Origin of the sequence: Methylobacterium sp. CB376 (assembly GCF_029714205.1) — a bacterium.
GTDB lineage: Bacteria > Pseudomonadota > Alphaproteobacteria > Rhizobiales > Beijerinckiaceae > Methylobacterium.
This window is the reverse complement of sequence record NZ_CP121648.1, coordinates 2,769,358-2,787,879: the sequence shown is the minus strand read 5'-3', so window position 1 is coordinate 2,787,879 and position 18,522 is coordinate 2,769,358. Positions and strand designations below refer to the sequence as shown.

17 protein-coding genes are annotated in these 18,522 nt (G+C 73.4%); 5 read left to right on the top strand and 12 right to left on the bottom strand.

The features are described from left to right. The first annotated feature begins 4 nt into the window (after window positions 1-4). Entirely contained in the window at window positions 5-895 is an 891-nt protein-coding gene (locus QA634_RS12595) for an ATP-binding protein (RefSeq protein WP_012332347.1), read from the top strand. A 174-nt stretch (window positions 896-1,069) separates the two neighbouring features. Here the strand turns inward: QA634_RS12595 and tatC are convergent, their stop codons facing one another. The 9 genes from tatC to mmsB all read right to left on the bottom strand — a co-directional run bounded on the left by tatC (window position 1,070) and on the right by mmsB (window position 10,043). Beyond that, window positions 1,070-1,861, bottom strand: coding sequence for a twin-arginine translocase subunit TatC (gene tatC / locus QA634_RS12590; RefSeq protein ID WP_012332346.1), 792 nt, complete (start codon window positions 1,859-1,861; stop codon window positions 1,070-1,072). After that, a complete protein-coding gene (gene tatB / locus QA634_RS12585; RefSeq protein ID WP_012332345.1) occupies window positions 1,858-2,379 on the bottom strand; it encodes a Sec-independent protein translocase protein TatB in 522 nt (173 codons plus the stop codon). The genes tatC and tatB overlap by 4 nt, the downstream gene beginning before the upstream one ends. Window positions 2,380-2,570: 191 nt before the next feature. Then, window positions 2,571-2,837, bottom strand: a complete 267-nt coding sequence (locus QA634_RS12580) for a twin-arginine translocase TatA/TatE family subunit (protein WP_012332344.1) — start codon at window positions 2,835-2,837, stop codon at window positions 2,571-2,573. A gap of 123 nt (window positions 2,838-2,960) precedes the next feature. Beyond that, window positions 2,961-3,617, bottom strand: coding sequence for an SMC-Scp complex subunit ScpB (gene scpB / locus QA634_RS12575; RefSeq protein WP_012332343.1), 657 nt, complete (start codon window positions 3,615-3,617; stop codon window positions 2,961-2,963). Next, the gene (locus tag QA634_RS12570) at window positions 3,614-4,390 is read right to left on the bottom strand and encodes a segregation and condensation protein A (RefSeq protein ID WP_012332342.1); all 777 of its coding nucleotides are present in this window, start codon (window positions 4,388-4,390) and stop codon (window positions 3,614-3,616) included. The genes scpB and QA634_RS12570 overlap by 4 nt, the downstream gene beginning before the upstream one ends. A 9-nt stretch (window positions 4,391-4,399) precedes the next feature. Then, window positions 4,400-5,425 carry a beta-N-acetylhexosaminidase gene (gene nagZ / locus QA634_RS12565; protein WP_012332341.1) on the bottom strand — a complete coding sequence of 342 codons (1,026 nt, stop codon included), beginning with the start codon at window positions 5,423-5,425 and terminating at the stop codon, window positions 4,400-4,402. Window positions 5,426-5,730: 305 nt separating this feature from the next. Then, complete coding sequence (locus QA634_RS12560) at window positions 5,731-7,122, bottom strand: SPOR domain-containing protein (RefSeq protein ID WP_012332340.1); 1,392 nt, start codon at window positions 7,120-7,122, stop codon at window positions 5,731-5,733. A gap of 141 nt (window positions 7,123-7,263) precedes the next feature. Then, window positions 7,264-9,024 (bottom strand): arginine--tRNA ligase, encoded by a 1,761-nt coding sequence (gene argS, locus QA634_RS12555; RefSeq protein ID WP_012332339.1) that lies wholly within the window; start codon window positions 9,022-9,024, stop codon window positions 7,264-7,266. 128 nt (window positions 9,025-9,152) lie between these two features. Beyond that, window positions 9,153-10,043, bottom strand: coding sequence for a 3-hydroxyisobutyrate dehydrogenase (gene mmsB, locus QA634_RS12550; protein WP_012332338.1), 891 nt, complete (start codon window positions 10,041-10,043; stop codon window positions 9,153-9,155). Window positions 10,044-10,130: 87 nt separating this feature from the next. Here mmsB and QA634_RS12545 point away from each other — a divergent pair, with 87 nt between their 5' ends. Then, window positions 10,131-10,397 (top strand): BrnT family toxin, encoded by a 267-nt coding sequence (locus QA634_RS12545; protein WP_012332337.1) that lies wholly within the window; start codon window positions 10,131-10,133, stop codon window positions 10,395-10,397. 58 nt (window positions 10,398-10,455) lie between these two features. Continuing rightward, window positions 10,456-10,776, top strand: a complete 321-nt coding sequence (locus tag QA634_RS12540; protein WP_012332336.1) for a helix-turn-helix domain-containing protein — start codon at window positions 10,456-10,458, stop codon at window positions 10,774-10,776. Window positions 10,777-10,964: 188 nt separating this feature from the next. On the opposite strand, the gene QA634_RS12535 is transcribed toward QA634_RS12540, so the two are convergent. Together QA634_RS12535 and QA634_RS12530 are read right to left on the bottom strand one after the other, a co-directional pair. Next, window positions 10,965-12,062: an acyl-CoA dehydrogenase family protein gene (locus QA634_RS12535; protein WP_050777558.1), complete on the bottom strand. Its 1,098-nt coding sequence runs from the start codon at window positions 12,060-12,062 to the stop codon at window positions 10,965-10,967. Between the two features lie 163 nt (window positions 12,063-12,225). Further along, complete coding sequence (locus QA634_RS12530) at window positions 12,226-13,722, bottom strand: CoA-acylating methylmalonate-semialdehyde dehydrogenase (protein ID WP_012332334.1); 1,497 nt, start codon at window positions 13,720-13,722, stop codon at window positions 12,226-12,228. Between the two features lie 89 nt (window positions 13,723-13,811). On the opposite strand from QA634_RS12530, the gene QA634_RS12525 reads away from it, so the two are divergent. Next, on the top strand, window positions 13,812-14,735 hold the full coding sequence (locus QA634_RS12525; protein ID WP_012332333.1) for a LysR family transcriptional regulator: 924 nt from the start codon (window positions 13,812-13,814) through the stop codon (window positions 14,733-14,735). 15 nt (window positions 14,736-14,750) lie between these two features. Here the strand turns inward: QA634_RS12525 and QA634_RS12520 are convergent, their stop codons facing one another. After that, window positions 14,751-15,620, bottom strand: a complete 870-nt coding sequence (locus tag QA634_RS12520) for an urea carboxylase-associated family protein (RefSeq protein ID WP_012332332.1) — start codon at window positions 15,618-15,620, stop codon at window positions 14,751-14,753. A 373-nt stretch (window positions 15,621-15,993) separates the two neighbouring features. Between QA634_RS12520 and QA634_RS12515 the strand changes: the two genes are divergently transcribed. Then, entirely contained in the window at window positions 15,994-18,333 is a 2,340-nt protein-coding gene (locus QA634_RS12515) for an NADP-dependent malic enzyme (RefSeq protein ID WP_012332331.1), read from the top strand. Window positions 18,334-18,522: the final 189 nt, after the last annotated feature.

Below are 18,522 nucleotides of genomic sequence, written 5' to 3'. Positions count from 1 at the left end.
CCACATGACCGCGCCGACGCCCTCCGACCCCGCCCTCGCCTCCCTCCTCCCCCTCCTGCATCGGATCGCCGAGGCCCTGGAGCGCGCCGCCCCCGAGCCGGAGGCCGCGCCGGATCTCGGCGCGGCGGACGCCTTCGTGTGGCAGGCCGAGCACCGCCTGCAGCCGGTTCCGAAGGTGAACCGGGTCGAGATGGGGCTGTTGCGGGGCATCGACCGGATGCGCGACACCCTGTTCGACAACACCGACCGCTTCGCCCGCGGGCTCCCGGCCAACAACGCCCTGCTCTGGGGCGCCCGCGGCATGGGCAAGTCGTCCCTGGTCAAGGCGGTCCACGCCGAGATCAACGCCCGGCGCGAGCCCGGCCAGCGGCCGCTCAAGCTCGTGGAGATCCATCGCGAGGACATCGAGGGCCTGCCGGCCCTGATGGCGCTGCTCCGCCCCGACCCGCACCGCTTCGTGGTGTTCTGCGACGACCTCTCCTTCGACGGGCAGGACACCTCCTACAAGTCCCTGAAGGCGGCGCTGGACGGGGGCATCGAGGGGCGGCCGGAGAACGTCCTCTTCTACGCCACCTCGAACCGGCGGCACCTGCTCGCCCGCGAGATGGTGGAGAACGAGCGCTCGACCGCCATCAACCCGGGCGAGGCGGTGGAGGAGAAAGTCTCCCTCTCCGACCGGTTCGGCCTGTGGCTCGGCTTCCACAAGTGCTCGCAGGACGAGTACCTGGCGATGATCGACGCCTATGTCGGCCGGTACGGCCTCGATCTGCCGCCGGCGCAGCTGCGCGCCGAGGCGCTCGAATGGGCGACGACGCGCGGCTCGCGCTCTGGCCGCACCGCCTTCCAGTACATCCAGGACCTCGCCGGTCGGCTCGGCAAGCACCTCGACGCATGAGCCGCCGGCGCCCGGGCGCGGCCGGCGATCCCTCCAGGGAGTGAGCCGGACGGCCCTCGAGGGGCCCCGTCATACGACATCCGACGGATCGCGTCGCAACGCGGGATGCCGGCGTCGCTCACGGCCGCGCGGGCTCGTCATCCGCTCTCCGGACGTGATCGTCCGGACAGCGGATCACTCCACCGCCGCCTCCTCGCGGGCGCGCCGCCGCTCCATCACGCGCACCGACCACACCGAGGCCTCGTAGAGCAGCAGCATCGGCACCGCGAGAGAGAGCTGGCTGATCACGTCGGGCGGCGTCAGCACCGCCGCCGCCACGAAGACCAGCACGATCGCGTAGCGCCGCCGCTCGGCCAGGAACTTCGAGTCGATCAGCCCGATCTGGCCCAGGAGGGTCAGGATCACCGGCATCTGGAAGGCGATGCCGAAGGCGAAGATCAGCGTCATGATCAGCGACAGGTACTCGTCCACCTTCGGCAGCAGCTCGATCGTGGCCTCGCCCGTCTGGCCGATCTGCTGCAGGCTGACCGAGAACCGGATCAGGATCGGCATCGCCACGAAGAACACCACCAGGGCGCCGAGCAGGAAGAAGACCGGCGTGGCGATCAGGTAGGGCAGGAAGGCGCGCCGCTCGTTGCGGTACAGGCCCGGCGCCACGAAGGCGTAGATCTGCGTCGCCACCACCGGGAAGGCCAGGAAACCCGCCCCGAACACGCTCAGCTTGATGTTGGTGAAGACCTGCTCGAGGAAGTGGGTCGCGATCAGCCGCGCCTTCTCGGCTCCCACCACCTGCACGTAAGGGTAGAGAAGCACGTTGTAGATGTGCTGGGAGAAGAAGAAGCAGACGAAGAACATCACCCCGAAGGCGAGCAGCGACTTGATCAGCCTCGCCCGCAGCTCGATCAGGTGGTCGAGCAGGGGTGCGCGCGAGGCCTCGATCTCGGCTTCGTCGGCCTCGGTGGTCATGGATTCTGGCCTGTGCTGGGCGGGCTTGAGGGCGGGGGCGGCGCGTCCGGCGCCGTCTCCGGCGCCGCGCGGCGCTCAGGCAGCGGGGCCTCGGCCTCGCTCGCCGGGGGCTCGGCCTCGGCCGCCGGGGCCTCGGTCTCGGCCGCCGGGGAGGCGGCCGACTCGGCCTGGAGCTGCGCCGTGGCGGCCGCGAGCGCCTCGTTCGACGGCGGCGGAGCCGGAGGGGTCGGCGCCTCGACGGCGCTGCGGATCTCGTTGCGGATCGACTGGATCGGGTTGAACGGCGCGGAGGCCGAGGAGACCGAGCGGTTGATGCCCTCGACCTCGCGCCGCACCTCGTCGAGCTCGGCCTCGCGCATCGCCTCGTTGAACTGGGCCTGGAACTCGCCGGCCATGCGCCGGAGCTTCGCGGTCATCTGCCCGACCGTGCGCAGCGCGCGGGGCAGGTCCTTCGGGCCGATGACGATCAGCGCGACGCCGCCGATCAGCATCACCTCGCCCCAACTCATATCGAACATGGCGTCACGGCCCTGCAGCTTGCGCGGCGGCCCGTCCCGGGCGCCCCGCGGCGGGCTCTCTCAAGCACGGTTCCGGCCGCGACGCCACACCCGTGCGGAGATCGCCTCGATCCCGCCTCATCCGCCCGCTCCCTCCGGCGCTCCCGCGGCGCGGGCGCCCGGGAAGCGGCGCGCCGCCGCCGGCCCGCGGCTCAGACGACCTTGCGGTCCACCGTCGCGTGCGTGGCCGGCGCCGGCTCCGTCGGGTGCGGCGGCAGCGTGCGGACGGGCTCGGTCGCGGTGACGGGCGGGGCCGCGACGACGGGAGCCTGCGGCTGATCCTCGTCCGCCATGCCCTTCTTGAAGGCCTTGATGCCCTTGGCGACGTCGCCCATCAGCTCGGACACCTTGCCGCGCCCGAACAGCAGCATGACGATCACGCCGACGACGATCCAGTGCCAGATGCTTGCGCCACCCATGGCTGTCTCCTGCACCGCGCGGACGCGGCCCGCGCGGCGTGGTCTCTTGAGGCTGGCCGGAACCTAAGGACCGCCGGGGGCGAAAACAAGCGCTTCTCGGCGGAGCCAACAGCCGCGGGGGGCTCAGCCCTCCTCCGGTCCGTCCGCCAGGGGATCCTCGTCGGCGCGCAGGGCCGCCGCGTCCGAGGGAAGCGGCACGGCGAAGCCGGCCGGAAGCCGCGCGTCGAGGAGGCCGAGCCCCTGCATCTCGTCGAGCCCCGGCAGGTCGGCCACGGACTCGAGGCCGAACTGCTCCAGGAAGGCCGGCGTCGTGCCGTAGGTGACCGGCCGGCCCGGCGTGCGCCGCCGCCCGCGCAGGCGCACCCAGCCGGTCTCGAGCAGCAGGTCGAGGGAGCCCTTCGCGGTCGAGACGCCGCGGATCTCCTCGATCTCCGCCCGGGTCACCGGCTGGTGATAGGCGATGATCGCCAGGATCTCGGCGGCGGCCCGCGGGAGCCGGCGCGGTTCGGGGGCGTCGCCGCGCAGCTCCGGACCGAGGTCGGGGGCGGTGCGGAAGGCGTAGCCGCCCGCGACCCGCACGAGGTTGATGCCGCGCGCCCCGTAGAGGCGGCGCAGCTCCGCCACGAGGGCGGCGACGTCGGTGCCGGGCGGCAGGCGCGCCGCCAGGGCCGCCTCGTCGAGGGGCCGCGCCGCGGCGAAGATCAGCGCCTCGGCGAGGCGCAGGGCGTGGCTGTCGGGCGCCGGGTCCGGCCGGCGCAGCGCAGGCGTCGGGCGGGTCATCCTCCCTCCCCGGCGGCCGGGCGAAGCCAGAGCGGCGCGAAGGGCGCGTCCTGCCGGAGCGTGATCCGTCCCTCGCGGGCCAGTTCGAGCGCGGCCGAGAGCGAGGAGGCGCGCACGCTCGCCCGCCGCGCCGGGTCGGCGAGGTGGGCGGCCAGGCAGGCATCGAGGGTGGTCCAGTCGTCGCAGGGACCGATCAGCCGCTCGAGGGCCTCGCGCGCGTCGAGGAGCGACCAGACCTGGCGCGGGCTCAGGCAGACCCTGGCCCCGGCACGGGCGGCGCGCTGGCGCGCATAGGCCGCGAGCAGGTCGTGCAGGCTCGCCGCGAAGGCTCCGCCCGCGGGCCGGGGCGCCGCCTCGCGCTCCCCGCGCGCGAACACGTCGCGGCCGAGCTGCGGGAGGGCCAGGAGCCGCCCGGCCGCGTCGCGGACCGCCTCGAGGCGCCGCAGGCGCTGGGCGAGGACGCCCGCGAGCGCGTCGGCGCTGGGCTCGGGGCCGCGGGGCGGGGCGGGCAGCAGCAGGCGCGATTTCAGGTAGGCGAGCCAGGCCGCCATCACGAGGTAATCGGCCGCGAGTTCGAGGCGCAGCCGGCGCGCCTCCTCGACGAAGGCGAGGTACTGCTCGGTGAGGGCGAGGATCGAGATCCGCCCGAGATCGACCTTCTGCCGGCGGGCGAGGTCGAGCAGGAGGTCGAGGGGTCCCTCGTAGCCGTCGACGTCGACGACGAGGGTCGGGTCCTCTCCGGCCTCCGGGGCGCTGCCGGTCCCCGCCTCCATCGCCGCCGGTCAGGCCACGGCGCTCGGGCGCATCCGCAGCCCGGCCTCGAGCCGGGCGGCGGCCTCGGCCGGATCGAAATCGGGATTGGCCGGGATGCGCCGCGCCAGGGCCGCCTCGGCGCGCCGCAGGGCGTCGCCGGCCAGGCCCGGCGCGGCCGCGGCGACCTCCTCCATCTCGGCCCGCTCGCCGTTGCAGTGGAGCGCCACGTCGATGCCGGCCCGGAACGCCGCCTCGGTGCGGCCGCGGAAACTCCCGGACAGGGCTTTCATCGAGAGGTCGTCGGTCATCAGCAGGCCGTCGAAGCCGAGCGCGCCGCGCACGACCTCGCGGATCACCGTCGCGGAGGTGGTGGCCGGTTGCTCCGGATCGAGGGCGGTGAAGACGACGTGGGCCGACATGGCGAGAGGCAGGTCGGCCAGCGCCCGGAACGGGGCGAAATCCTGCGCCTCAAGGGCCGCCCGCGGGGCGGTCACCACCGGCAGCGCGAGGTGGCTGTCGGCATTGGCCCGGCCGTGGCCCGGCACGTGCTTGATCACCGGCAGCACGCCGCCCGCCATCAGACCCTCGGCGACGGCGCGGCCGAAGGCCGCCACCTCCCGCGGGTCGTCGGCGTAGGCCCGGTCCCCGATGACCGCGTTCGCGCCCGCGACCGGTACGTCGAGGACGGGGGCGCAATCGACGCTGATCCCCACCCCGGCGAGGTCGTGCGCCATCAGGCGCGCGCCGAGGCGGGCGAGCGCCGGCCCCTCCTCAGGGCCCCCCGCCTGCAGGAAGCGCGCGGCCGCCGGATAGGCCCGCCAATGCGGCGGTCCCATGCGCTGCACCCGTCCGCCCTCCTGATCGATCAGGATCGGCGCGTCGGCCCGCCCCACCGTGTCGCGCAGGGAGGCGGTGAGCGCGCGCACCTCCTCGGGCGTTCCGATGTTGCGCTTGAACAGGATGAAGCCCCAGGGCTGCACCGCGCGGAAGAAGGCGGCCTCCTCGGCCGAGAGCGTGCGGCCGGCGCAGCCGAGGATCAGGGCGAGGGTCGTCATCGGGGGCGGTTCTCCGCGTTGGGCTGAGACAGGGGCGCCGTCCAGGCCGGCATGGCGGAACGACCCCGACCAACGCGCGGCACCGCGGCGCGAGGCGCTCCGCGTCTTCCAGGGTCGCTCGGCGGCGGCGCGGTGCGCCGCGCGGGGCGCCGCGCGGGGCGGCGAGGGTCCGGCGGCGCGGCCGCGCCGCCGGGGGATTCCTTGCCTCATCCGCCATCCGGTCGATGGCGTCGCCATCTCCCATTTCGGCAATGCGGCTGTCGGCGTCGCTCAGGCGCCGCGCAGGCGCGTGATCCGGTCCCGCATCAGTTCTTCGCCACGAAGCAGGCGCTGCCCGCCGCCTGCAGCCGGGTGCAGAGGCCGGTGGCGCTCTCCTTCGACATCGGCCCGACGCGGACCCGGTAGATCGTCTTGCCGTTCACCTCGGCCTGCCGGATCAGCGGGGACTGGCCGCTCAGCTCGGAGGCGTAGCGCTCCTGGGCCTGGGTGAAGGCGGTCCGCGCCTCCTTCTCGGTGGCCCGCACCGAGAGCTGCACCGAGAAGCCGCCGACCGGGGCCTGGGTGTCGACCGCGGGCTTCGGCGCGGGCGGCTCGGCCGAAGCGACCTGCTGCGGCGCCGGCTTCGGCGGCTTGGGCTTCGGCGGCGCGACCGTGGTCGAGGCCACGGTCTCGGCCGCCCGGGGTTCGGCGGGCGCCGGCGTCGTCGCGGCCGGGATCCCGCGCGTCGCGCTTCGAGGCGTCGCGTTGGCCGGCACCGGCTCGGGCAGCGTCATGGTGGGGACCGGCGTGGCCTCGGCCCGCGGCGCCGGGGCGCCGCCCTGCGTGCCGGCCTGGGCGGCGCGCTGGGCCTCGAAGGGCGGCGGCTCGGGCCGCACGGTCACGGTGCGCACCCGGCGCGGCTCGCCCAGCGATTCGGTGAGCATGTTGACGGGCGCGCCCGGGGCGGGAACCGGCGTGCCGGCCGTGGAGGCCTCGCTGGTCAGGGCCTTGGCCGCCTGCCGGACGTCGAGGGGCTGCTCCTCGCGGTTGACGATCTTGATCTGACCGTCCTTGGCGTTGCGCTCGTAGATCTGCTTGTTCTGGTCCGGGATCTCGACGCCGCCGGCATTCTCGGGCGCGATCTTGAGCGGGGCCTTGTCGGCCATCACGACGATCGGCGCGCCCGAGCCGCGATTCGGGTGGAGGGCCTTCCAGGTCAGGGCGCCGCCCACCGCCACCGCCACGACGCCGAGGGCCGTGCCGACGAGGGCGAGCCGCCGCCGCCCGCGCGGCGCTTCCGGCAGCGGCTCCTCGGCCGCGTCCTGCGGCGCAGCTTCGGGCAGGGGCGCGGGCTCCGGGTCCGGCTCGCGCTGCACGGCCGAGAGATACTGGTTGAAGGCGGCGAGCGACGGGCCGCGGGCGGGCTCCGGCGGTTCGCCGCCGTAATTCGGCAGCTGCGGCTCGATCCGTCCGCCCGCCGCCTCGGCGGGGCCCGCACGCAGCGTGTCCTTGGCGGCGAGCAGCGCGCGGAAGGGATCGTCCTGCCCGACGATGCGGGCGAGCTCGGCCAGCGGATCGATGCGGCCGCCCTCGCGGGGCTGGCCCGGGGCGTGGCCCTGGACTTGCCCCTGGGCCGGCGCGCGGGGCTCCTCGGGCTGCTGCCGGTCCGGCTCGAACCCGTCGTAATCGACGGGGATCCGGGAAGCGTTGATCGTCATGGCAGCCCCATCCTGTTCACGCCTGCCTCACCTCACCGCGATGGCCCGATCCCGGCGCGGCGCCGCCGGGAGGCCGCCGCCCGATCGAGGAAGCGGCCGTCCCACGCTGTCGGGGCCGGCGCGTCGCGCGGGGCCTCGCCCTCACCGCATCTCGTCGGGCGCGGTGACGCCGAGGATCCCGAGGCCGGAGGCGAGGACGCCCCGCAGTGCCGCGACGAGGGCCAGCCTCGACAGCGTGGACTTTCGATCGGTCTGATTAACAAATCGTAATTGCGGCAAGTCTTTGCCCTTGTTCCAGAAACTATGGAAGGCGCTGGCCAGCTCGTAGAGGTAGAAGGCCAGCCGGTGCGGCTCGTGGGCGCTCCCCGCCGCCTCGATCACCCGCGGATATTGCGCGACGAGGCGCATGATGTCGGCCTCCCCCGAATCACGTAACAGCGAGAGGTCCGCCCCCGCCAGGGCCTGCGGCGACAGGTCCTCCCCCGGGAAGGCCTCGCGGGCCTGCCGGAACACCGAGGCCGTGCGGGCATGGGCGTACTGCACGTAGAAGACGGGGTTGTCCTTCGACTGCTCGACCACTTTGGCGAGGTCGAAATCGAGGGTCGCGTCGTTCTTGCGGTAGAGCATCATGAAGCGGACCGGGTCGCGGCCGACCTCGTCGATGACCTCCCGCAGGGTCACGAACTCGCCCGCGCGCTTGGACATCTTGACCGGCTCGCCGCCGCGCAGCAGGCGCACGAGCTGGCAGAGCTTCACGTCGAGGCTGGCGCGCCCGTCCGAGACCGCCCGCACCGCCGCCTGCATCCGCTTGACGTAGCCGCCGTGATCGGCGCCGAGCACGTCGATGAGGTCGGTCGCGCCCCGCGCCACTTTCGAGGCGTGGTAGGCGATGTCGGAGGCGAAGTAGGTGTAGGTGCCGTCCGACTTGAGCAGCGGCCGGTCGATGTCGTCGCCGAAGGCGGTGGAGCGGAACAGGGTCTGGTCGCGGTCCTCCCAATCCTCCGGCAGCTGGCCCTTCGGCGGCGGCAGGCGCCCCACGTAGACGAGCCCCTTCTCGCGCAATTCCGCGATCAGCGCCCCGACCGCGCCGCCATCGCCGCCGCCCTGCAGGGTGCGCTCGGAGAAGAACACGTCGTGCCGGATGCCGAGCGCGGCGAGGTCGTCGCGGATCAGGTCCATCATGGCGGCGATGGCGAAGTCCCGCACCACGGGCAGCCAGGCCGATTCGGGCTCGCGCAGGAGAGCGCGGCCGTGGGTCTCGGCCAGGCGCCGCCCCACGGGCTTGAGGTAATCGCCCGGGTAGAGCCCCTCGGGGATCGCGCCGATCGCATCGCCGAGGGCTTCCCGGTAGCGCAGGTAGGCGGAGCGGGCGAGCACGTCGACCTGCGCCCCCGCATCGTTGATGTAGTACTCGCGCACCACCTCCCGGCCGGACGCGGCGAGGAGATTGGCCAGCGCGTCGCCGAAGACGGCGCCGCGGCCGTGGCCGACATGCATCGGCCCGGTCGGGTTCGCCGACACGTACTCGACGTTCACGAGGCCCGGCCGCCGCGCCCCGCGGCCGAACGCCTCGCCGGAGGCGAGCGCCGCGCGCACGACCTCGGCGAAGACCTCGGGCGCGAGCCGCAGGTTCAGGAAGCCCGGCCCGGCGACGCTCGCCTCGGTGACGCGCGGATCCTGCCGCAGCTCGGCCGCGAGGAGCTCGGCCAGGGCCTTGGGGTTGGTGCGGGCCTCCTTGGCGAGGACCAGGGCGGCGTTGGTCGCGAGGTCGCCGTGGCCGGGGTCGCGCGGCGGCTCGACCACGACGCGGCCGAGGTCGAGCCCCTCGGGCAGCTGCCCGGCGCGTGTGAGGGTGGCGAGCGCCTCGCCGATGCGCTCCTCGAAGGCGGCGAAGATGTTCATGGGTCGCGACCGAAGACTGAACCGGGCCTCGCCGGCCCGCGCTCCTGCGCGGCGCCGGTGCCGAAGCCGGGCTCATCTCACGGCCCGCCCCCTCCACACAAGCGTGGCCGGGGAAGGATTCGGCCGCCTCAGGCCTCGCGGGTGAGCGCCCGCAGGTGGCGGATGATGCCGGAAAAGTCGGTCCCCCCCTCCCCGGCCGCCTCGAAGGCGGCGTAGAGCGCCTCCGCCCGGGCACCGAGCGGCGTGGCGGCCCCGGTCGAGGCGGCCGCCTCCTGCGACAGGCGGAGGTCCTTGAGCATCAGCGCGGCGGCGAAGCCCGGCCGGTACGCGTTGTTGGCCGGCGAGGCCGGGACCGGTCCCGGCACCGGGCAGTAGCTCGTCAGCGACCAGCACTGCCCCGAGGAGGTCGAGGCGACGTCGAACAGCGCCTGGTGCGAGAGGCCGAGCTTCTCGGCGAGCACGAAGGCCTCGGCGACGCCGATCATCGAGATGCCGAGGATCATGTTGTTGCAGATCTTGGCCGCCTGGCCGGCCCCGGCCTCGCCGCAATGCACGATCCGCCGGCCCATCCGGGCGAGGACCGGCTCGGCGCGGGCGAAGGCCTCGGGCGCCCCGCCGGCCATGAAGGTGAGGGTGCCGGCCCTGGCGCCGCCGACCCCGCCGGAGACCGGCGCGTCGAGGCTGGCGAGGCCGCGCTCCGCCGCCCTGGCATGGGCGGCCCGGGCGCTCTCCACGTCGATGGTCGAGCAGTCGATCAGGAGGGCCCCGGCCGGCACCCGGGGCAGGATCTCGTCGAGGAGGCCGAGCACGTGCCGGCCGGCCGGCAGCATCGTGACCACGATCTCGGCCTCGGCCGCCGCGGCGACGGCGGATTCGGCGATGGCGACGCCCTCCGCGCGCGCCGCCTCGCGGGCGGGCGGCGCGAGGTCGTAGCCGGTGACGGCGTGCCCCGCCCTCACGAGGTTGGCGGCCATCGGCCCGCCCATGTTGCCGAGGCCCAGGAATGCGATCGAGGTCACGATGCGTCTCCCTCTCGCCGCCATGCTACCCTAGCGGCACTTGAGTCCCGTACGGAGAATCCGTACATTCATGACGATCCGCTTCGAGTGGGATCCGCGCAAGGCGGCCTCAACCTGCGTCGGCACGGCATCGCTTTCGAGGCGGCGGTCAGCGCGTTTCGCGATCCCTTCGCGGTGGAGTGGATCGACGACCGGGCCGAATGCGGCGAAGAGCGGATCACTCTCCTCGGCGTCTGCGACGGCGTCGTCATTCACGTGACTTACACCGAGCGGGGCGAGGCGATCCGCTTGATCTCGGCCCGGCGAGCGGAGCGTCATGAGCAAGACCACTCTTTCCGCGAGAATTCGTCCTGACGGGACGATCGTCCGGGGTTACCCTGACGGGAGCGAGATCGCCTTCGGGCAGGCGCCCATGCGCCCGATGACCGAGGAGGACGTCGCCGCCGCCGCCGCCGATCCGGACGCCCGGCCGAGGTCGCCCGGCGACCTGGCGACCGCACGGCGGATCCCGCGGATCCGAACCCTGCGCCGCGCCCTCGGCCTCACGCAGGAGGAATTCGCTGCGCGCTACCAGATCCCGCTCGGCACCCTGCGCGACTGGGAGCAGGGGCGCACGGTCCCGGATCAGCCCTCCCGCGCCTACCTGACGGTGATCGCCCGCGATCCGGAGGGCGTGCGCCGGGCTCTCGACGCTCAGCGCGATTGGGCCGTTCCGAAGGCGTCTCCCTCTTAAGCAGAGCTGCGCCGGGCAACTCCGCTTAGCTCTTGTTCTTGCATCATTTTCGCCGCCGAACCGGTGACCCCTTCGGCACCGGCCGGGACCGGCCGGCGGAATGATGCGCAAGCGCTCCGCGTCGCCCGCCGCGCGGCCGGGGAGGCGATCCTGGCCCGGGTTCGCCCGCTGGCCGCGTGACCGCGCCGTCACGGCCGCACGAGGCCCCGCGCCACGATCAGCCGCATGATCTCGTTGGTGCCCTCCAGGATCTGGTGGACGCGCAGGTCGCGGACGATCTTCTCGATCCCGTATTCCGACAGGTAGCCGTAGCCGCCGTGGAGCTGCAGCGCCGCGTCGGCGACCTGGAACCCGCGATCCGTGGCGAAGCGCTTGGCCATGGCGGCGCGCGCCGTGGCATCCGGGTCGCCGCGGTCCAGGGCGGCGGCGGCCGCGTAGATCATCAGGCGCGCCGCTTCGAGCTCCGTCGCCATGTCGGCGAGGCGGAATTGCAGGGCCTGGAACGCGTCGAGGCGCTGGCCGAAGGCCCGGCGCTCGCGCGCGTAGGTCAGGGCCTTGTCGAGGGCGCTCTGGGCGCCGCCGAGCGAGCAGGCGCCGATGTTGATCCGCCCGCCGTCGAGGCCCGCCATGGCGATCTTGAAGCCGATCCCCTCCTCGCCCAGGCGGTTGGCCGCCGGGACGCGGCATCCCGAGAAGATCACCTGCCGGGTCGGCTGGGCGTTCCAGCCCATCTTGCGCTCGTTCGGCCCGAAGGAGAGGCCGGGCGCGTCCGCCGGCACGACCAGGGTCGAGATGCCCTTCGGGCCGGGCTCCCCGGTGCGGACCATCACCACGTAGAGGTCGACCGCGCCCGCGCCCGAGATGAACTGCTTGGTGCCGTCGAGGACGTAGGCGTCGCCCTCGCGCCGCGCCGTGGTGCGCAGGGCCGCCGCGTCGGAGCCGGAGCCCGGCTCGGTCAGGCAATAGGCGGCGAGGCGCTCGGCCCGGCAGAGGTCCGGCAGCCAGCGCTCCCGCTGCGGCTCCGAGCCGAACCGGTCGATCATCCAGGTCGCCATGTTGTGGATCGACAGGAAGGCCGAGACGGTCGGGCAGCCCGTCGCCAGCGCCTCGAAGATCAGCGCCGCGTCGAGCCGGGTCAGGCCGGAGCCGCCATGCTCCTCCCGGATGGTGATCCCGCCCATGCCGAGCGCCCCCGCCTCCCGGAGCACCTCCACGGGGAAGTGCTTCTCGGCGTCCCAGGCGAGGGCGTGCGGGGCGATGCGCTCGGCCGCGAAGCTCCGCGCCATGTCGCGGATCGCGATCTGGTCCTCGGGCAGCGTGAACAGGCCCACGAGACTCTCCCGGTGCTGGCTCTGGCGGTGCGGGCAGGCGGGGGCGTCCGCAGCGCGGCGCTGCGCGGACGCTTGCGGCGCGGGCCCGGCCGGGCGGAGCGCCCGGCCGGGCGAGGCCTCACTGCATGACCGGCATCGAGAATTGCGCGCCCTCCTTGACCCCCGAGGGCCAGCGCGCCGTCACGGTCTTGGTCTTGGTGTAGAAGCGGATCGCGTCCGGGCCGTGCTGGTTGAGGTCGCCGAAGCCCGAGCGCTTCCAGCCGCCGAAGGTGTAGTAGGCGAGCGGCACCGGGATCGGCACGTTGATGCCCACCATGCCGACATTCACCTTGGCGGCGAAGTCGCGGGCGGCGTCGCCGTCGCGGGTGAAGATCGCGACGCCGTTGCCGTATTCGTGCTCGGAGGGCAGCCGCAGCGCCTCCGCGTAGTCCTTCGCCCGCACCACCGACAGGACCGGCCCGAAGATCTCCTCCTTGTAGATGCGCATCTGCGGCGTGACGTGGTCGAACAGGCAGCCGCCAAGGTAGAAGCCGTTCTCGTAGCCCTGCATCGTGAAGCCGCGGCCGTCGACCACCAACTTGGCGCCCTCGCGCACGCCGATCTCCACGTAGTTGCGCACGCGCTCCAGCGCGGCCCGCGTGACGAGCGGCCCGTAATCGGCGCTCGGATCGGTCGAGGGGCCGATCTTCAGGCTCTCGACCCGCGGCACCAGCTTGCTCATCAGCGCGTCGGCGGTCTTCTCGCCCACCGGCACCGCCACCGAGACCGCCATGCAGCGCTCGCCCGCCGAGCCGTAGCCGGCGCCCATCAGCGCGTCGACCGCCTGGTCCATGTCGGCGTCCGGCATGATGATCATGTGGTTCTTGGCGCCGCCGAAGCACTGCGCCCGCTTACCCTGCGCGGTGGCGCGGGCGTAGACGTACTGGGCGATGTCCGAGGAGCCGACGAAGCCGACCGCCTGGATCAGGTCGTCGTCGAGGATCGCGTCGACCGCCTCCTTGTCGCCGTTCACGACGTTGAGGATGCCGGCCGGCAGCCCGGCCTCGATCATCAGCTCGGCGAGGCGCATCGGCACGCCGGGATCGCGCTCGGACGGCTTCAGGATGAAGGCGTTGCCGCAGGCGATGGCGGGGGCGAACTTCCACATCGGGATCATGGCCGGGAAGTTGAACGGCGTGATGCCGGCCACGACCCCGAGCGGCTGGCGCATCGAGTACATGTCGATGGCCGGCCCCGCCCCCTCGGTGTACTCGCCCTTGAGCAGGTGCGGGATGCCGCAGGCGAATTCCACCACCTCGACCCCGCGCTGGATGTCGCCCTTGGCGTCGGGCAGGGTCTTGCCGTGCTCGCGGGCGAGGAGCTCGGCGAGGCTGTCGGTCTCGCGGGCGACGAGGTCGAGGAAGCGCATCATCACCCGCGCCCGGCGCTGCGGGTTGGTGGCGGCCCAGACGGTCTGCGCCCGCGCGGCGTTCTCGATCGCGTCCCGCACCTCGGCGGCGCTGGCCAGGGCCAGGCGGCCGATCACCTCGCCGGTCATCGGCTGGAAGATGTCCGAGTGGCGGCCGGAGCGGCCTGCCACGTGCTCGCCCCCGATGAAGTGCCCGACCTCTCGCATGCGCTCGCTCCCTGGATTGTCGTTTGCCGCAGCTTGCCCTGCTTTTATGCCGGGCGGAATGGGTGTGAACGCGGAACGGATGTGCGCCGATGCGGGAACCGGAGGGGGGCCAGTGGGACGATTACCGCTTCGCGCTGGCGGTCTTCCGCGCCGGCACGGTCTCGGCGGCGGCGCGGCTGCTCGGGGTCGATCACGCCACGGTGATCCGCCGCATCGACCGGCTGGAGCGGCAGCTCGGCGAGCGCCTGTTCCACCGCCGCGCCTCGGGCTACGTGGCCACGCAGGCGGGCCAGGCCGTCGCCGCGACGGCGGACGCGGTCGAATCGGCCATCATCAACGGGCAGAGCCTCGTCGGCCGCTCGGCGGCGCGGCTCACCGGCACGGTGCGGATCGGCGCGCCGGACGGGTTCGGCAGCACGTTCCTGGCCCCGCGCCTCACCGGTCTGGTCGAGCGCCACCCCGACCTCGACATCCAGCTCGTCGCCACGGCGCGGCTGTTCAGCCTGTCGAAGCGGGAGGCGGACATCGCCATCGGCCTCAGCCTGCCGCGGGAGGGCCGCATCGTCGGGCGCAAGCTCACCGACTACGCGCTGAAGCTCTACGCGGCGCCCTCCTACCTGCGGGCCGCCCCGCCGATCGAGAGCCGGCGCGACCTGGAGCGCCACCGCTTCGTCGGCTACATCGAGGAATTGCTCTACACGCCGGAACTCGACTACCTGCGGCAGGTCTCGTCCGGCATCGGGGCGCGGCTGCGCAGCGCCAACGTCATCGCGCAGCTCCACGCGGTGGCGGCCGGGATCGGGCTCGCGGTGCTGCCCTGCTTCATGGCGGCCGGGCGCCCCGACCTCGTCTGCGTGCTGCCGCGGGAGGTGGTGCTGACGCGCAGCTTCTGGCTGCTGATGCACGCCGACAGCCGCGACCTCGCCCGGGTCCGCGCGGTGGCCGAGCACATCTACGCGGTGGTCGAGCGGGACCGGGACGTGTTCTTCGGCGGGGCGGACGGGGCCGCCTGAGCGGCCGGGCACCGGTCACGCCGCCGGACCGCCCTCCCCGGCGGCCGGAGCGGCGCGCGCGGGCTCGGCCCAGCCGGCCGGCGGCGCCGCGGGCCGGTAGACCTCGATCACCAGGGGGTGGCAGGGCGCCGCGTCGCTCGAATGCTCCGCGCCGCAATCGCCGCCCGGGCAGGCCGAGAGCGCGGCCAGGAGATCGGTCTCGGCGAAGAGTTCCAGGAAGTCGCCGGGCCGCACCGGGCTCGCCTTCATGAAGTACTGGTGCGTGTCGCGGGTGAAGCCCGTGCACATGAAGACGTTGAGGACGTCGTGGACGTGCGGCTCCGCCTGCGCGACGGAGAGGCCGGTGTGCCGGGCCAGCGCCCGGGTCAGGTTCGAATGGCAGCAATGGTGGTAGGTGCCGCCGGTGAGCAGGCGGTGGGTGTAGGGATCGCAGCGCGTGCCGATCACGTCGTGCACGCCGCCGCCATCCGCGTCGAAGCCGTACCAGTCCAGGCTGTCCTGCGTGATCGTCGCGAGCGGGCGCAGATGCGGCAGGTTCGACCAGAGCCGGTGGCCCGTGGTGACGTGGGTGCCGTGCAGCGCCCGGGTCTTGCCCGAGAAGAAGCGCTCGCCGAGATCCCGCGCCGACCACAGATTGAGGTCGCCGACCTGGGCTCCCTCCGTGCACAGGATCCGGGCGAAGCAGCCGGCCGGCACCGCGACGGCGCGCGCCTCGCGCGGCGGCACCGTCACGCACGCCACGCGCGTCCAGCCCGCCCGCGCCGCCCGGTAGGTGGCGAGGTCGGGCGGCGGCAGCGCCCCCACGGGGTAGCAGATCACCGGCGCCACCGCGCGCCGCGCCGCGGCGTCGGGCGGCGGGGCGTGCTCGGGAACGGGGCGGGTCAAGGGACCTCCATCGGCGCGGGAGGCGGCCGCGCTCCGGCCGGGACGAAGAGCCCCGCAGGTGACGCAGATCTCGGATCGGCGCCCCACCGTCTTGCATCGAAAACCGGCGCCCGATCAACAGACGAGCCGGGTCTCCGGTCCGCCTCCCGGCGGGATTCGCGCCCCGCGCGGCCGTCCGGGCGGGATGAGGATCGGGCGGCCCGGATCAGCGGCGGGACCATCCCCGTGCGAAGTCTCGGACCGCCATGCGCGCCGAGGGTTGCGCCCCACCTTCGGGAGGTGCAGGAAATCCCTGCGGCGGTCCGTCGCCGGATGGGCCCGGCTTCGCGGCGCGAGAGCCGTCGCGAAGGCGCCATGCGAGGGAGAGTACGCGGTGAGCGGGACGATTTCGGACGATCTCAAGAGCGGCGCGCTGTTCTATCACCGCAATCCGCGGCCCGGTAAGCTGGAGATCCAGCCCACGAAGCCGCTCGGCAACCAGCGCGACCTCGCCCTCGCCTACTCGCCGGGCGTCGCCGCCGCCTGCGAGGCGATCGCGGCCGAGCCCGACGAGGCCGCCACCCTCACCTCCCGCCAGAACCTCGTCGCGGTCGTCTCGAACGGCACCGCGGTGCTGGGCCTCGGCGACATCGGCCCGCTCGCCGCCAAGCCGGTCATGGAGGGCAAGGCGGTCCTGTTCAAGAAATTCGCCGGCATCGACGTCTTCGACATCGAGGTCGCCGAGAAGAACGTCACTAAGCTGGTCGACGTCGTGGCGGCGCTCGAGCCCACCTTCGGCGGCATCAACCTCGAGGACATCAAGGCACCCGAGTGCTTCGAGGTCGAGGAGCAGTGCCGGGCGCGGATGAACATCCCGGTCTTCCACGACGACCAGCACGGCACCGCGATCATCGTGGCGGCGGCCGTCCTCAACGGCCTCGAACTCGCCGGCAAGCAGCTCTCGGACGCCAGGATCGTGACCTCGGGGGCGGGCGCGGCGGCGCTCGCCTGCCTCAACCTGCTCGTCTCCCTCGGCGCGAGGCGCCAGAACATCACCGTCACGGACATCGAGGGCGTGGTCTACGCGGGCCGCGAGACGCTGATGGACCGCTGGAAGGCGGTCTACGCGCAGAACACCCAGGCCCGCACCCTCGCGGACGTGATCCCGGGCGCCGACATCTTCCTCGGCCTCTCGGCCGGCGGCGTGCTCAAGCCCGAATACCTCGACAGCATGGCCGAGAAGCCGCTGATCCTGGCGCTCGCCAATCCCTACCCGGAGATCATGCCGAACCTCGCGGAGGAGCGGCGGCCCGACGCGATGATCTGCACCGGGCGCTCGGATTTTCCGAATCAGGTCAACAACGTCCTGTGCTTCCCCTACATCTTCCGGGGCGCGCTCGACGTCGGCGCCACCACGATCAACGAGGAGATGAAGGCCGCCGCCGTGAAGGCGATCGCGGGTCTCGCGCGCGAGACCCCCTCGGACGTGGTGGCCCGCGCCTATGGCGGCGAGGCGCGGCCCTTCGGCCCGCACTCGCTGATCCCGAGCCCGTTCGACCCGCGGCTGATCCTGCGCATCGCCCCGGCGGTCGCGCGGGCGGCGATGGAATCGGGCGTCGCGAAGCGGCCGCTGCCGGACATCCAGGCCTACGCCGAGTCGCTCGACCGCTTCGTCCACCGCTCCGGCTTCATCATGAAGCCGGTCTTCACCCAGGCGAAGCAGGATCCCCGCCGGGTCGTCTACGCCGAGGGCGAGGACGAGCGGGTGCTGCGCGCCGTGCAGGCGATCGTCGAGGAGGGGCTCGCCAAGCCGATCCTGGTCGGACGCCCGAACGTGGTCGAGGTGCGCCTCAAGCGCTTCGGCCTCTCGATCCGCCGCGGCACGGATTTCGAACTCATCAACCCGGACGACGACCCGCGCTACCGCAGCTACGTCCAGACCTACATGGAGGCGGCGGGACGGCGCGGGGTCACGCCGGACGCGGCCCGGACGCTCGTGCGCACCAACGCCGCGGTGATCGGCGCCCTGATGGTGCGGCGGGGCGAGGCGGACGCGCTGATCTGCGGGCTGGAGGGTCGGTTCGAGAGCAAGCTGCGGGTGATCCGCGACATCATCGGCCTCGCCCCCGGCTACAAGGACCTGGCGGCGCTGAGCCTGATCGTGACGGCCCAGGGCGCCTACTTCCTGGCCGACACCCACGTGCGCCCGGACCCGAGCGTCGCCGAGATCGCCGACGTCGCGATCGCCTGCGGCGACACGGTGCGGCGCTTCGGCCTCACCCCGAAGATCGCCCTGGTGAGCCACGCGGATTTCGGCTCCTTCGACACCCCCTCGGCGCGCAAGATGCGCGACGCGCTGGCGCTGATCCGCGAGCGGGCGCCCGAGCTCGAGGTGGACGGCGAGATGGGGGCCGACACCGCCCTGTCGCAGATGGTGCGCGACAGGGTGCTGCCGAACTCGCGCCTGAAGGGCGAGGCGAACGTGCTGATCATGCCGAATCTCGACGCGGCCAACATCGCCTTCCAGATGTCCAAGATGCTGGCCAACGCCCTGCCGGTCGGCCCCCTGCTGATCGGCCCGGCCAAGCCCGCCCACATCCTCACGCCCTCCGTGACGGCCCGCGGCATCGTCAACATCACGGCCGCCGCCGTGGTCGAGGCGCAGGCCCGCTGCGGCGCGGTGCCCGCGGCCGAGACCACCGCCGAGGCCGGCACGCCGCTCACCTCCGAGTGAGCGGCCTCGCCCCCTCACCTCCTCAACCTGGCCGTGCCCTGGCCGTCGCCCGCGGTAGATCCGCCAGAGCGGCGGTCGATGTCGGCGCGACAGGGGGGGGGCGATCGGGGCGTGCCCGCGGGTGATCCGGAAAAGCCTCTCTCCGGGCGCGGCGATTTGCGGCGGCTCGGGACGGGCGCCGCGAGGGGG

Coding starts and splice junctions, on each gene's coding strand:
- argS (WP_012332339.1), bottom strand. CDS start 9,024: ATGAACATCTTCGCCGCCTTCGAGGAGCGCATCGGCGAGGCGCTCGCC.
- QA634_RS12530 (WP_012332334.1), bottom strand. CDS start 13,722: ATGCGAGAGGTCGGGCACTTCATCGGGGGCGAGCACGTGGCAGGCCGC.
- QA634_RS12560 (WP_012332340.1), bottom strand. CDS start 7,122: ATGACGATCAACGCTTCCCGGATCCCCGTCGATTACGACGGGTTCGAG.
- nagZ (WP_012332341.1), bottom strand. CDS start 5,425: ATGACGACCCTCGCCCTGATCCTCGGCTGCGCCGGCCGCACGCTCTCG.
- QA634_RS12570 (WP_012332342.1), bottom strand. CDS start 4,390: ATGGAGGCGGGGACCGGCAGCGCCCCGGAGGCCGGAGAGGACCCGACC.
- tatB (WP_012332345.1), bottom strand. CDS start 2,379: ATGTTCGATATGAGTTGGGGCGAGGTGATGCTGATCGGCGGCGTCGCG.
- QA634_RS12540 (WP_012332336.1), top strand. CDS start 10,456: ATGCGCCCGATGACCGAGGAGGACGTCGCCGCCGCCGCCGCCGATCCG.
- QA634_RS12580 (WP_012332344.1), bottom strand. CDS start 2,837: ATGGGTGGCGCAAGCATCTGGCACTGGATCGTCGTCGGCGTGATCGTC.
- QA634_RS12535 (WP_050777558.1), bottom strand. CDS start 12,062: ATGGCGCGGAGCTTCGCGGCCGAGCGCATCGCCCCGCACGCCCTCGCC.
- tatC (WP_012332346.1), bottom strand. CDS start 1,861: ATGACCACCGAGGCCGACGAAGCCGAGATCGAGGCCTCGCGCGCACCC.
- scpB (WP_012332343.1), bottom strand. CDS start 3,617: ATGACCCGCCCGACGCCTGCGCTGCGCCGGCCGGACCCGGCGCCCGAC.
- QA634_RS12595 (WP_012332347.1), top strand. CDS start 5: ATGACCGCGCCGACGCCCTCCGACCCCGCCCTCGCCTCCCTCCTCCCC.
- QA634_RS12525 (WP_012332333.1), top strand. CDS start 13,812: ATGCGGGAACCGGAGGGGGGCCAGTGGGACGATTACCGCTTCGCGCTG.